The sequence below is a fragment of the Mesorhizobium sp. M0159 genome (genome assembly GCF_040322295.1).
Taxonomy (GTDB): domain Bacteria; phylum Pseudomonadota; class Alphaproteobacteria; order Rhizobiales; family Rhizobiaceae; genus Mesorhizobium.
Map to the genome: position 1 here is coordinate 1 of NZ_JAMYTF010000085.1, position 13,731 is coordinate 13,731.

Here is a 13,731-nt window from a genome sequence, read left to right on the forward strand (position 1 = left end):
CGCGGCATCACTATCGCGCGTTTGCTCCAGAGACGAACGCCTATCGACAAGCTTCTGCCTCTGGTCAGTAGTCATAGGAGGGCTGCTTGCCCGCAAACGATCGAAATTTTCGCGCAGCGCAGCAACCTCCTGATCAAGCGGCTCAATCTGAGTGTCGAACTTGGTAATAAGTTTAGTGCGAGGGTTGGCAAGTTTAGCCACTGCCGATTCTAGCCTGCGTGCCGAGTCGCTGTCGCCTGAATCGCGCGCCATCTTGATACGTTCAACAAAGCTGTCGCGCTGGCGCTCGAACTGATCGACAGCGTCTTTCACTTCGCGATCACGCTGTTGAATCAGCGCCGATCGAACCGCGTTTTTCTCATCCACTTGATCGCGAACACGCGAGGCCTCTGGAGTAAGGGCTGTCGTTCCCTCCAATTCCGCATTAGCCTCGGCAATTTGCGACTGAAAGGTCGCACGCGATTTTTCCGCAAGAGGGGTCAGCTGCTCAATTTCGGAACGGGCTTGATCGACCTGATCGGCTCTTCGACCAAGTTCGTCAGCAGAGGCGAGCTTTGTCGCTTCCTGCTCAAGGGCATCAATCTTGTTTACGAGCTCCTCATAACGCAGCTGACGCAATGCGCCTGCCCTCTCCATCCCCATAAAGACAGTTTCGAAAGTGATGCCTGCAAGAACCAGGAGGAAGACCAAGATTATGGGCTTCCAGAGCCAAGACGCGCTGAAAAGCAGTGTAGCTATCGGTATCTTGGTGAGCTCTGCGATTGCCACCATGAGAAAGGGTGCACTGGCGAGCGTCAAATCCATTGCAGTGACAGACTCGCTTGCAGAAACGCTTGTACGCCTAATGCTACACCTGTCGTAAGACCAATCGCTGCGGCCGCAATCTCTAGGGCCCAGGCACCACGGTAGGTCCACTGGCCATAGCTTGCCAGCTTTTGACTCATCACAGTCTGCATTTTACTCGCCCCCCCGACAGGGCAACATCACGCCTTGATCGCCTGTCAGCATACACTGAAAAATAACTATGTTAACGATTTTGAAAGTCTTGGTTAAGGCGTCTTCTCTCTATTGTCGCAATAACTTTTTCTGCCCTTCAGATATAGAATACCTCGTCAAAACATGGGGTTAGCAGACCGCGCCGCCGATGCATGGTCTTCGTTGGATCGGTGTAAGCGGAAAGCCGAAACAGGCCGTAGCGCGCTTACTCCGTTACATTTCAGCTAGCAGAGTGTTTCGCATGGGATCCCATCCTTGTCGCGATCGAGTTTTCCGCCCCATGAGCAGTTTTGCAGGTACCAGTTGGCTTCGTCGCAGGAACCAATCTGCTTGCACGTTCTCCGCGGCTCGCAAGAATAGCCGCTCTGTGCGACCAGCTTACGGCTGATGATGCCCAGCGGGCGACTCGACGGCGCCGCGCCGTCGGCGTGCGCAGCGCGCCATTCCCAGGGTGCCTGAAACGTCCCGGCCCACAGGCCGATCTTTGAGGCTTGGGCTTGCGCCTGCTGCCCCGCATAGGCGCCCTGGCTGTAGTGAGGCCAATCCAGCGCCTGGCCGTGCTCGACCATCCAGGCGGCCACGCCCGCGCCGTCGGCGCGCCGACAATCGCCGACAAAGCGGTGGTAGCGGTCCCACGTTACGAATGTGCATTCGAGCGGCCTCGACGCGGCCAGGAAAGTGTCCAGCGCTCCGGCCGATCGCCGGCCGCAAGGATACTCGGCGCCATTCGCATCGCGGCACAGCTGCCGGCTCTCTGGCGCGTCGATGCCGTTGAAGCGGACGCGCTGGCCGTGGATTTCGATCGTATCGCCGTCAATGACGGAAGCGACACCGGTAAGCGAGGCGGGCGCCGCCCTTCGTGGGCTGGCCTTTGATGCATCGTCGCTACGTTGCGCGCCCGACGGCGCCAGGAAGGCGGCCACTGCCGCCGCTGCCGTAAGACCGAGCATTGCCGGCACGCACGCAAGTTGGCGCCGCCACAGCTTGGCACCGGTGGGTCTCTGCCACCGATTGGATCGACATTTGCGGTATGGCCTGCTCATCCGCTACGCCGACCAGCCCGGCCATGCGCTGTCGACCATGGGCAGGCCGGCGCAATAGTAATCGTCAAGGAACCGCCCCGTGGACCGGTCGCGGCAGCGCCAGATAACGCTGTAGTTCTGGCCATAGAATTGGTCCCACGCGACGCCATAGGTTTGTGGTGGCGGTGGCCGGTAATATGTTCCGCCTCCATAGCCGTTGTTGGCAGCGACACCCACAGCTGCGCCGCCGACAGCCGCGACCGCTATGCCTGTCGCGACAGCATTGTCGGTTTGCACAAGCCTGGTGCACTTCTCTGCTGTTGCGCGCCTGCGCACTAGAAGGGCCGCTACCCGACTACGATACTGTTCGTCCGTGCTGCTGGCGAGAACGTGACATAGCGCAACGGTATTCATTGCCGTGAGATCGCTGTCCGACACGACAGCGCTCGTAGAGCAGCCGCTGACGCACAGGGCTGCACTTGCGATGAGTGCTCCAATTTTCATGTGAATTCCCCCAAACAAATAGTGGGGCGAGTCCGACCTAGAAGTCCAGAGTTTTGTTTTTCACTTTGCTACGATTCACAGCATGCTGCGGCTAGCCGGCATCCACTGCAACCAACCCTTCCGCCGGTCGTTGACTGGATGCTGGGTTGATCTCAGCCACTCCAGAACTTGCCCGCTGGCTCAAAACCGGCGGGCTTTTTTCCGCGACGCCGGAAGGCTCTATCTGGCCGCATGTTGTGGTACATCGGCACGCCGTCATCGGGCCGTGCCGTTGACCAAGGTGGTCCCTCCGCCATGGTCGGCCGGCGCAGCCTTGACCGTCCGCGCGGGCCATCCCAATCAAGCCCGCTGGCTTCGGTCGGCGGGTTTTTATTTGATCCCCGGCGCCGTCGGCTTGGATCTAGATCCTCGCCAGTGCCGGATTTGAAGGTAAGCTGCGGCGGTATGATCGCACTTCGCGCGGGACGGACCATTGGTGTGCAGCAAGAGCGCCGAGTTCATTCGGCCAAGATTCTGCACTAGGCCGAGGTAGGTGAAGGCAGATAGCTATCCGGTAATCGCTGAGATATTGGAGATAATGTTCCGCCATGGAGGTGTGTACCAGTATTATAAGTTTCCAAACTTCATGTACGAACGCCGTGGACGAGCTGCTGTGTGCGCTTGCCGTAAATCGCTTCCGCGAGTTCACGGTCAGAGGTTGGCTAGGACCCTAACGCGAGAGCTTCAACGGCCCCCTTCGCGATGAACTCCTCAACGAGACGCGGTTCACGTCCCTGGCCCAGGCCCGCGCGAGGCTCAATGTATGGCGCGCCGATTACAACGGCGCGCGTCCGCACTCGCACATCGGAGGGCAGACACCCAACGAATTTGCATCGACCTTCAACCCGCGACGGTCGCTCGCGCTGCGCAACGTGAAACGCTCCGCGCCAGCACCCGTCGCGTCCACCGCCCATCAGGGCAAATCCACCCCCGGAAACGAACTCACGACTGAATAAAATTTGGGGGAAACGTCAGGGCGGCCATAACTTTGCAGTCTTCAGACGCGAGGCGGCGTACAACAGCGCTGCCCACCATGCTTGTGGCCCGCGACCCACACACGGCTTTTCCCTTCAGATCGTACATTATGCTTCCTTCATTATTACCGATGTCTGCATGACCTTGAGGTCTTCCCGCACCATTTCCGCGGCAAGCTCGCGCACGGATGTTTCATGCACCCAGCCGAGCTTCTCCTTCGCCTTGGTGGCGTCGCCCAGGAGAAGATCGACTTCCGTGGGGCGAAAGTAGCGTGGGTCTACCTGGACTAGGCATCTGCCGGTCTCGACATCATAGCCCTTTTCGTCGACTCCCTCACCACGCCATTCGAGCTCGACGCCGACATCTTCGAAAACCCATTCGACGAATTGGCGGACAGGGGTCGTCTTGCCCGTCGCCAGCACGTAATCATCCGGTTGATCCTGCTGCATCATCATCCACATACCACGCACGTACTCACGCGCATGGCCCCAATCGCGTTGAGCATCGAGATTGCCGAGATAAAGCTTGTCCTGCTTGCCGAGGTAGATAGCAGCGGCGGCGCGGGTGATCTTGCGCGTCACAAAAGTTTCGCCGCGCAGTGGGCTTTCATGATTGAAGAGAATGCCGTTGGAAGCATGGATACCATAGGCCTCGCGATAGTTGACCACGATCCAGTAGGCGTAGAGCTTGGCGGCGGCGTAAGGGCTGCGCGGATAAAAGGGCGTTGTTTCGTTCTGCGGTACGGATTGCACGAGGCCGTAGAGCTCTGAAGTCGAGGCCTGATAGAAGCGGGTCTTGTCCTTCAGACCGAGGAGGCGGATCGCCTCAAGAAGTCGCAATGTTCCGATACCGTCGGCGTTTGCTGTGTATTCCGGCGTTTCGAACGACACCTGGACATGGCTCTGAGCGGCCAAGTTGTAAATCTCGTCTGGCTGGGATTCCTGAACTACTCGGATGAGATTAGTCGCATCAGTGAGGTCACCGTAATGCAAAATTAGGCGCGGATCGGGATCGTGCGGGTCTTGGTAGATGTCTTCGATGCGACCCGTGTTGAAGGAAGAGGAACGTCGCTTAATCCCATGAACGATGTAGCCTTTTTCCAGCAGAAGACGCGTGAGATAGGCACCATCCTGTCCCGTTATGCCCGTAACCAGAGCAACTTTCCTGTTCTCGCTCATTTTCTTCCTGCTCTATGGTAGTTGAAGTTTCGAATCTGGCTCGCCACACCGCCAGCAAACTGCGGCCCGCCTCATACCCTATGGTAGGATTTCGACAGATGCGGCGCGGAGCTCGTCATTGACAGTGTCAGCCAGCGAGCACACCTGCTCCTGCTTGGAGGCATAGCAAAACAGAGTCTCGCCGCTAACCTGCCTAAGTCGCACATGCGGCCTGAGTGCCGAACTCAGCTCACGGGGTGAGCGATATAGATTTCAATCACGTCGCACCCGATTTGCTCATCAATCAGCGAGTTAGGACGCCCTTCTGGGATTCTACATCCGTTCTCAAGCACGCACAGTCGATTGCATAGCCGCTCCGCTTCTTCCACGAAGTTGGTGGCCAGTAGAATCGTATTGCCCTGCGCCAGCAGGGCACGTAGCCGTTCCCAGATAAAATGGCGAGCATGTGGGTCCAAGCCACACTAGAACTCCAACATCCCTCTTTTGCGCTGACCAAGTAATCTTTGCCTGCTTCAGCATCTTCTAATGGAAATTGTTTTGATCAGTGAAATCGATTGTTTGGATGAGGTGCATCCATAAAATGGATTGTTTGACAGGGCAGCGCGGCACCATCGGCGGCACAAAGTCGTGGGCGCGAGGTTTCGCTCCGCGCGAAGACAAAGTTCGTGGCAGTCGGGGGCTTCGGGCGAACCGCACATCTGAGACGGCGGCGAAAAGCCGGATAGGGCATTACGTATCGACCTCCAAGAAATTTCGGGCGCGCTAGCCCGAAAACGGTGGCTGGGCTTCAACGATGGGCGGGACGAGGCGAACATCAAACTGTGTTTCATACTGTAGGCGATCGCAGTGCGGCGAATTTGAACGGCCGCCTTTGCCAGCCCTCGCCATCGCATCCGGCTACAGGTGCCGAAGATCTTCTCGATCCGAGTACAAATTCCGTGGATCGGTTGGTTCCAGGCGTCGAGCTTTCGGCCTCGTCGCGCCCCCACATAGCGGTTGCGACGATGCGCGGCCTTCCACCCTTGGCGCGCACCGCGTCGCCGAGATGATTGCCTCGGTAGGCGTCGTCGGCAAACACTTCGCCGGGATTGTCGGGCAGAGCATCAGGAACGGCGTTGCCGTCCTCGGTGTGGGCGCCGTGACGGCGATCTCCTCGACAAGGGCCGTATCGGCGTAGGCACCGAAATGGGCTTTGAAGCAATGAAACGCTGGTCGGCGCTTGTACTTGACCCAATGGCCCTCTTCATCATCTTCGCTGGCCGAGGCGATGATCGCCGCATCGACAGGCGTGCCGATCTTCACCTGGATCGCTGAACTGGCGGGGGATCTCGGCGAACAACAGGGTCATGAACCTCAAGGGCCTGTCGAAAACGGACGAGAGCGGGTTCGCACAGGTGTCGGCTCTGACACCGAGAACCCGCAGAACCGTCGGAACGATCCTCCACATGGCTGCAGACGCCAAAAATCCTCTCTCGGCCATCGTCGCACAGCATCGCGTGCCAGTCGCTCAGTCCAGCCGGCTCGAAAGCTATCCGGCAGGAGTTGCGCCATGTTGGCGCACTTGAAAGCGTCAGAGGGCGCCGTGTCGCATCTTTCGATGGGAGCGGACGCCATGATGGCCATAAATGACGTGGATGGCCTGCGCCTGACATTCGGGCTGGCGGGTCCTGCACATCCGTCCTTCAGGAAACGCCCGCAAATGACATGTTACGTTGAGGCAGTTAAGAATTGGACTTGAAAAAGGGACTTTGTGGACTGCCTCGACCGGCTGTTTCGCTTAGCAAAGCGCGGCCCCACGTCAGCAGAGGCTCATGGTCAAGGAACGCCTTAGTATCCATCACATGGATGGGCCACATTCACGCAATCAATTTTACACATGTCGCCGGGCGCATTAGAGAACGCTGAATTTAAACCGGAAGCGAGTGTACCCGGCGTCAAGATTTGCGAGCGTCACAGAGATAAGGATAGGCAGTGCTGAGGGAGCTCTTCTGCCCCACGCGCAGCCTCCAAATCGCCCGGCGTAACGGTCGACTAGTATCGATTAAGAGATCCCAAGCCAGATGCAACCTCGTCTCTGAAACGAGATTTCCGAAAATGCAGGTCAGTGGATTGGTAAAGCGCAGGTTCGTCGTCTCTCAGAGGCGTACGGGGTTCGGTGATTGTCTGTGGTCGCTGGCGGCCGCTTGGCGCTACGCTCAGCGGTCGGGACGAACGCTAGCCGTCGACTGGCGCGGGTCCTGCTATCTCGACCAACCCTTCGCAAATGCCTTTCCGGTGTTCTTCCAACCGATCAATGACATCGCTGGCGTACCGGCTATTTGCGACGACCGGATCAACGACTTTTCCTTCCCGGGTCCATTCTTCCCGGAGTGGTGGAATAGGCCAGCGATCGACTGCCTTTACCGCCCAGATGAGCAGATTTTCCAAGAGCGCGACGAGTTGGGCGAGCTCTTTCAGGCCGAACACGATGTCGAAGCGAACACAGTAGTGTGTGACGCTTGCTTGATGTGGCGCTGCGATGAGGATGCCGAGCGGCAGGTCTTCCAGAGTGTCAAGCCTCGGTCTGAAATTCAAACACGCATAGATGCCATTTACCAAGAATGTTTTGAGGGGCACAGCATCATCGGGGTTCATGTTCGACATGGTAACGGTGAAGACATCATGGACCATGCGCCCTACTGGGCCGATCCGGAGTTCGCCGTTCGACAAGTGTGCACTGCGGTTGATAAGGCTAAAGCGTTACCGCACCCCAAGCCTGTGCGGCTGTTCTTGTGCACGGACAGCGCGCAAATCCTGGATCACCTGTCGGCCAGGTTTCCCGATCTTCTCACCGTCCCCAAGCATTTCCGATCCGATCAAGACGGCCCCTTACACACTGCAGCACTTGGGATGGACGGCGCAATTTCCGCCCTCGTTGAGATGTATCTTCTCGGGCGCTGCGATACTGTAATTCGGTTTCCTCCGACGAGCGCCTTTACACGATATGCACGCCTTTTCGTACCACGCGTAATTGAGTTCGATCTGAAGGAGCCAAGTCGTTTGATTTTGATAGAAGACAGCCAAAGAATCTCTGGTCTCAGTTAAGACCCGTCACCTGCACAATTCGGCGGGTGCAACCAACAGGCATAGTTGAATGTCCATTTCTCATCGAGGCCATGGAAGCGTCGTACGATACCGATAGCATCGTCATCTGAGGCCGTTCGGCCTCATCTGAGGCCGTTCGGCAACGCGCCAGAACTTCGCTGTTACTCGGAGGCCGCAGACCAAGCCAGAGCGACGGCGATCGTGACGCTAACGCTCGAAAGGGCGCGGGCAATCACTCCAGAGACGAAATCGAGGTTGTTATATGAAAGTGGTTCCCGTCATCATCAGCGGCGGAGCCGGATCGCGGCTATGGCCCGCCTCAAGGCAATCGCACCCTAAACCTTTCCTCAAAGTGGCAGACGGGCATTCACTGATGCAGCACACTGTGTTGCGCGTCGGTTCGATAAAGGGCGTAGTGGAACTCGTCGCCGTGACATCTGGGGAACACCTCTTCCTTACCAAGGACGAGTTCGACGAACTAGATTCCGTGGTCGTGCCACGCACCTTTCTGCTCGAGCCTGAAGGCCGGGATACGGCCGCAGCCGTTGCGGCAGCCGCCATCCATGCCAAGGCAACGCAAGGCCCTGACGCGATTCTATGCGTCTTCCCAGCCGATCACATGGTTGGCAACCTGCCTGCATTTTTAGACGTCATGTGCCGGGCCATCGAACATGCGAAGCTCGGTCGGATCGCCACATTGGGCATCACCCCAACCAGACCGGACACGGCATTCGGCTATATCGAAGCGGATGGTGAGAAAGTCGTCCGTTTCGTTGAAAAACCGGATCTGGACACAGCCAAAGCCTATGTTGCGTCCAAGCGCTTCTTCTGGAACGCCGGCATTTTCTGCTTTAGCGCACAAACCATGCTCGACGAGATGGCATCGCATTGCCCCGCGGTGATCCAGGCCGTCTCCGACAGCTACGAGAACGGCCGCTTCAGTCAAGGCGAAGGCTTTGCCAAAATCGAACTCGCGCCTGAGCATTTCGGCTCCGCCCCGCGAATCTCGCTCGACCACGCTGTCATGGAGAAGACGAACAAACTTGCCGTGGTTGCCTGCGACATGGATTGGAACGACATCGGATCCTGGAACGCAATGGCCGATTTGATCGCCGCCGACGAAAGCGGGAACAGGATACGCGGCGATGTGCATATGGTCGACACGACCGGCAGCTATGTGAGCTCCGACAAGCGCGTCATCGGCACGGTCGGTGTCAGCGATCTGGTGATCGTCGATTCCCCGGACGCTTTGCTTGTGGCATCCCGCGACCGCGTTCAGGACGTCAAGAAGCTGTTCGAGGGCCTCAAGGCTTCAGGACATGAAGCTCACCTGGTCCACAGCACGGTACACCGGCCGTGGGGTACCTACACGGTTCTTGAGGAAGGCGAGCGCTTCAAGATCAAACGCATCGAGGTGAAGCCCGGTCGGCGGCTGAGCCTGCAGATGCACTATCATCGTTCGGAGCACTGGGTCGTGGTCAGCGGCTCCGCGAAAATCGTCAATGGCGAGCAGGAGTTGTTCCTGGCGACAAACGAATCAGCCTACATCCCCTGCGGCCATAAGCATCGGCTGGAGAACCCAGGCAGAATTGACCTAGTGATCATTGAAGTGCAGAGCGGCGATTATCTCGGCGAGGATGATAACGTTCGCTTCGACGACGTATATGGTCGAACGTAGATTTCACCCGCATGACGAGAACGGTCAACGTGTCGCTGACTAATTACCACTAGGAAGGCCGTCTGCCCACTCAGGACCGGATGCTTGTGGAATCGGGAATTGACCAACGCAGCGGCGAAGGACCGCAATCGGCATCAGGGGTGGGACAAATCAACCGGAAAAGACCGGAGAGCATAGTAACGCAACACAGTCCCACTGTCGAATAGCCTTTGATATTTCTGACTTTCCAAGCACCCTCAGGGCCCACCAAAATTATATCAATGGCTTATGGCCGACTTTGCTCTGAAGTGGGCCAAATCGACCTCGCTATCCCCGCAGCACTCAGTTTGATTGTTTTCGCATGAAAACGAGCAAGGACGGGGGAAGGGCGATCTTGTGCGGCTTCTATGTCCAATCTTGCTCCTCTTCGTCGTCAGGTTGTGTGCAGCCACATAGCGCGGCTATCGCGAGGCTGGAAGGCCTCCGATCGATAGGTGCGGCGAACGGCGGCGACGAGGTGCGAATAGGATGGCTGAGCGTATGATCGAGAATACCGCAGCTGCGGTCTAGCGCGAAATGCAGCGTCTGTGACTCATCGGTCATTGCAGCGCGATGAACCGGAAATCATGACCCTAAGCCGCCCTTCATCAGCCCACCAGCGCGCAGAAGAAGGCGAAGATCCGTCACAATGCCTACCTGTACCAAGGCTTCAAGCAGTTCACCGCGAATGTGAAGACCGCCAGCCATTGCTTCTTCATTTTCGGCCATTCGCTCGCTACGAATGACGACCACGTCCTTAACCGCATAGCGCGTGGCAAGTTTCGCAAGCTCTGTGTTGGCATCTATGGTGAACCAGCATCCGCGCATAACCAGTGGATCATGAACCACGCGAACGAGCTAGCGGTGCAGCGCAACGAAAAATCGCCGCTTGATGTCGTCTTTTATGATGCTGGTACAGTTCATGTCTGGGGTTTAGGCTTAGAAGCGGAATGACTGCCAACCAGGTCATCGAGCCGGAAACTGACCGGCCGGTCGGCCCAAAAATGACATTCAGTTGCCTCCAGCCTTTCGACACGAGCCACTTCACGATCTCGCGATCGCCAGCTAGCGGCTTGTTGCTCGAGCTGCGCGATCCTAGTCTGTGGTCGCTATGCCTCAGCAAGAAGAGTCCGGTTCCTAGCCGGGCGGAGGCGCAACGAGATAGCCAGCTCAGGACAAGGAGAGCAAGCCATGGTCGCTTTTACCCTCAATGGCGAGGCGCGAACACTCGACGTCGATCCAGAGATGCCGCTGCTCTGGGCGATCCGTGACAGCATCGGACTCACAGGAACGAAATTCGGTTGCGGCCTTGCCCAGTGCGGCGCTTGCACGGTTCACGTTAACGGCATGCCGACGCGCTCGTGCCAGACCGCAGTCGGCGACATCGAAGGAGCCTCGATCACCACCATTGAGGGCGTGTCGGGCAAGATCGGCGAAACGGTCCAGGCCGTGTGGGCCGAGTTCGACGTACCTCAATGCGGCTATTGCCAGTCTGGCCAGATCATGTCGGCCGTGGCCCTCCTGACAGAGACGCCGAAGCCGACGGACGATGATATTGATTCGGCGATGAGCGGCAATCTCTGCCGCTGCGCCACCTATCATCGCATCCGCGCGGCCATCCACGAGACCGCCAACCGGCTGGAGACCTGAGGCATGTTGCAGTTTCTCCCGAAGCATAATGCCGTGGGGCCCACGCGCCGCCAGTTCCTCCTCGGCACGGCCGTCACCACCGCGGGCCTCGCCGTGGGCTACCGGCTAATGATGGCCGCGCCCGCCAACGCACAAACGACGCCTGCAGCGGTCCAGGCGAACCCCTTCCAGACCTATGTCGAGATCACACCGGAGAACCGAATCGTCATCCACTCGTCGCAGTTCGAGATGGGACAAGGCTCCTATTTCGGCATCGCCACCCTGGTTATGGAAGAGCTCGACGGCGCCTGGGCGCAGGTCCACGTGGTCGGCGGATATGGCAATACCGCGCTCTACGGCAATCTCGCCTGGGGCGGGGCCGCGCAGGGAACCGGTGGCTCCACGTCGATGAGCTCGTCGTGGGAGCGCTACCGCAAGGCGGGTGCTGCCGCACGGGCCATGCTGGTGGCGGCCGCGGCGCAGCGGTGGGACGTGCCAGCCGGCGAGATCACAGTCGCTTCCGGGGTCGTGTCGCACGCCTCAGGGATGCAGGCGCGCTTCGGTGACCTGGCTGAAGCCGCAGCGGGAATGCCGGTTCCCGACGACGTGCCGCTAAAGCCGCGCGACAAGTGGGCCCAGATCGGATCGGACAGCCTCAAGCGCTACGATTCCGCCGGCAAGACCAATGGCGCGCAGACCTACACGATCGACCTCAAGATGGATGGACTCAATACGGCCGTTATGATCCATCCGCCGAAGTTCGGCGCTGAGATCGAGAGCTTCGACGCCTCCAAAGCCAAGGCACTCGACGGCATTGTCGATGTCGTCCAGACGCCGCGCGGCATTGCCGTGGTCGGCAGGGACATGTGGACGGCGCTCAAGGGCCGCGATCTCGTGGAGGTGACCTGGAACGAAGAGAAGGCCGAAAGGCGCGGCACGGCCGAGATCATGGCCGAATACACTAAGGCAGCAGACGATCCGGGCGCGGCCACCGCGCGCGACGACGGTAACACTCCCGCAGCGTTGGCCAGTGCTGAGAAAGTCATCCAAGGGCACTACGAATTCCCCTATCTTGTCCATGCTTCGATCGAGCCACTCAACGCGGCCGCCCGAATCAACGAAGACGGCACCATCGACGTCTGGGGCGGACACCAGATGCCCGACCTTTATCAGGCGGCTGCCGCTCAAGTAGGCGGCACCACGCCGGACAAGGTGAGGCTGCACGTGATGAAGACCGGCGGCAGCTTCGGCCGCCGAGCGGTCTCGGACGCAGATCTCATTATCGAAGCTGTTTCCACAGCGCGTGCACTGGGACCCGGCAAGCCGGTGAAGGTGCAGTGGACCCGCGAGAACGACATGCGGGGTGGGCGGTACCGGCCGGTCTATGTGCACGCAGTCAAGGCGGGGCTCGACAAGGAAGGCAATGTCGTCGCTCTCCATGACCACATCGTGGGCCAATCGATCGCGGGCGGTTCGCCCTTTGCGGCGATGATCGAGAACGGCATCGATCCGACCTCCGTGGAGGGCGCCATCAACCTGCCCTATGCGATCCCGAACCTGAAGGTCGAGCTGACCACGACGGACGTGAACATCCCAGTGCTGTGGTGGCGTTCGGTAGGCTCCACCCACACCGCTTATGCAATGGAAACCCTGATCGATGAGCTCGCCGCCGCTGCGAACCGTGATCCGGTCGATTTCCGCTTGTCGATGCTCGGTCACCATCCACGGCATGCCGGCGTGCTGAAATTGGCTGCTGAGAAGGCAGGCTGGGACAAGCCTCTGCCGGAAGGGCGTTTCCGCGGCGTGGCCCTGCATGAAAGCCTCTCGACCTATGTCGCCGAGGTGGTGGAGATCACCTTCAACGATGGAAATGATTTCAAAGTCGACCGCGTCGTCTGCGCGCTAGATTGCGGCACCGCGATAAATCCTGACCAGATCCGCGCTCAGATGGAGGGCGGTATCGGCTTCGGGCTAGGCGCGATCCTCCAGGAGGAGCTGACCCTGACGGGCGGTGTCATAGACCAAGAGAACTACGACACCTATACGCCGCTCAGGATCGAGCAGATGCCGCGCGTCGAGGTGCACATTGTGCCGTCCGACGAGCCGCCCACGGGCGTTGGCGAGCCCGGTGTGCCGCCGATCGGCCCGGCCGTCGCCAACGCGCTACGGGCGGCGACGGGCAAGACGATCCGCAAGCTGCCGATCATAAAGAACTTGTCAGCATAGCCGGGAATGACACCATGAAAACGGCCGCGATGAAGATCGCGGTCGTAGGTCATTTTTGAACGCCTCCTGACAGGCGATCACCTCCATTCGATCAATTTCCGGCGGCTGCCCGGTCCAATATCCGGTTTAGAGACGGTAACCCGTGTTCTGAACGACCGCAGACGGTCGTTGGTGCTGGTAGCACTGAAGAACCGCTTTCGAGACGCAAATGCCGCACGCAAATGTCTCGAAAGGGTCACGCTAGAGACTTTTGTACCACCTAGTTGCATGTCTGCTATCGCTTTCTGGGCGCGAGAAAGTTGTGTGCGTCAAGTTCTGCAAAATGGCGTGGCATTGCGGTGACGTCGGCGTGTCCGCCGCGCAGCCCCCGTGTTTAGCGGAG

The 13,731-nt window shown here is 58.8% G+C and carries 9 protein-coding genes and 3 pseudogenes; 6 read left to right on the forward strand and 6 right to left on the reverse strand.

Annotated features, from left to right (window positions below):
* The 3 genes from NKJ32_RS33730 to NKJ32_RS33740 all read right to left on the reverse strand — a co-directional run.
* Nucleotides 1-804, reverse strand: an 804-nt coding sequence (locus NKJ32_RS33730) for a hypothetical protein (RefSeq protein ID WP_352830194.1), incomplete at its 3' end; no start/stop codon positions are given.
* Between the two features lie 416 nt (nt 805-1,220).
* Entirely contained in the window at nt 1,221-1,919 is a 699-nt protein-coding gene (locus NKJ32_RS33735; protein WP_352830196.1) for an excalibur calcium-binding domain-containing protein, read from the reverse strand.
* A 123-nt stretch (nt 1,920-2,042) separates the two neighbouring features.
* Nucleotides 2,043-2,315 (reverse strand): hypothetical protein, encoded by a 273-nt coding sequence (locus NKJ32_RS33740; RefSeq protein WP_352830199.1) that lies wholly within the window; start codon nt 2,313-2,315, stop codon nt 2,043-2,045.
* Between the two features lie 923 nt (nt 2,316-3,238).
* Between NKJ32_RS33740 and NKJ32_RS33745 the strand changes: the two are divergent.
* Nucleotides 3,239-3,517 (forward strand): annotated as a pseudogene (locus tag NKJ32_RS33745) (integrase core domain-containing protein); the annotation flags it as partial.
* Between the two features lie 126 nt (nt 3,518-3,643).
* Here the strand turns inward: NKJ32_RS33745 and gmd are convergent.
* From gmd to NKJ32_RS33760, 3 genes and pseudogenes are all read right to left on the reverse strand, one after another.
* Nucleotides 3,644-4,714: a GDP-mannose 4,6-dehydratase gene (gmd, locus tag NKJ32_RS33750; protein WP_352571700.1), complete on the reverse strand. Its 1,071-nt coding sequence runs from the start codon at nt 4,712-4,714 to the stop codon at nt 3,644-3,646.
* Between the two features lie 141 nt (nt 4,715-4,855).
* Nucleotides 4,856-5,172 (reverse strand): annotated as a pseudogene (locus NKJ32_RS33755) (nodulation factor ABC transporter ATP-binding protein NodI); the annotation flags it as partial.
* Between the two features lie 439 nt (nt 5,173-5,611).
* Nucleotides 5,612-6,016, reverse strand: a complete 405-nt coding sequence (locus NKJ32_RS33760; RefSeq protein ID WP_352830202.1) for a hypothetical protein — start codon at nt 6,014-6,016, stop codon at nt 5,612-5,614.
* Nucleotides 6,017-6,808: 792 nt separating this feature from the next.
* On the opposite strand from NKJ32_RS33760, the gene NKJ32_RS33765 reads away from it, so the two are divergent.
* The 5 genes and pseudogenes from NKJ32_RS33765 to NKJ32_RS33785 all read left to right on the forward strand — a co-directional run bounded on the left by NKJ32_RS33765 (nt 6,809) and on the right by NKJ32_RS33785 (nt 13,349).
* Nucleotides 6,809-7,798 (forward strand): nodulation protein NodZ, encoded by a 990-nt coding sequence (locus tag NKJ32_RS33765; protein ID WP_352726134.1) that lies wholly within the window; start codon nt 6,809-6,811, stop codon nt 7,796-7,798.
* A 262-nt stretch (nt 7,799-8,060) separates the two neighbouring features.
* Nucleotides 8,061-9,476, forward strand: coding sequence for a mannose-1-phosphate guanylyltransferase/mannose-6-phosphate isomerase (locus NKJ32_RS33770; protein WP_352830204.1), 1,416 nt, complete (start codon nt 8,061-8,063; stop codon nt 9,474-9,476).
* 645 nt (nt 9,477-10,121) lie between these two features.
* A pseudogene (locus NKJ32_RS33775) lies at nt 10,122-10,448 on the forward strand (DUF4917 family protein); the annotation flags it as partial.
* 237 nt (nt 10,449-10,685) lie between these two features.
* Nucleotides 10,686-11,144: a (2Fe-2S)-binding protein gene (locus tag NKJ32_RS33780; protein ID WP_352641397.1), complete on the forward strand. Its 459-nt coding sequence runs from the start codon at nt 10,686-10,688 to the stop codon at nt 11,142-11,144.
* A 3-nt stretch (nt 11,145-11,147) separates the two neighbouring features.
* Complete coding sequence (locus NKJ32_RS33785; protein ID WP_352830207.1) at nt 11,148-13,349, forward strand: xanthine dehydrogenase family protein molybdopterin-binding subunit; 2,202 nt, start codon at nt 11,148-11,150, stop codon at nt 13,347-13,349.
* The last annotated feature ends 382 nt before the right edge of the window (nt 13,350-13,731 follow it).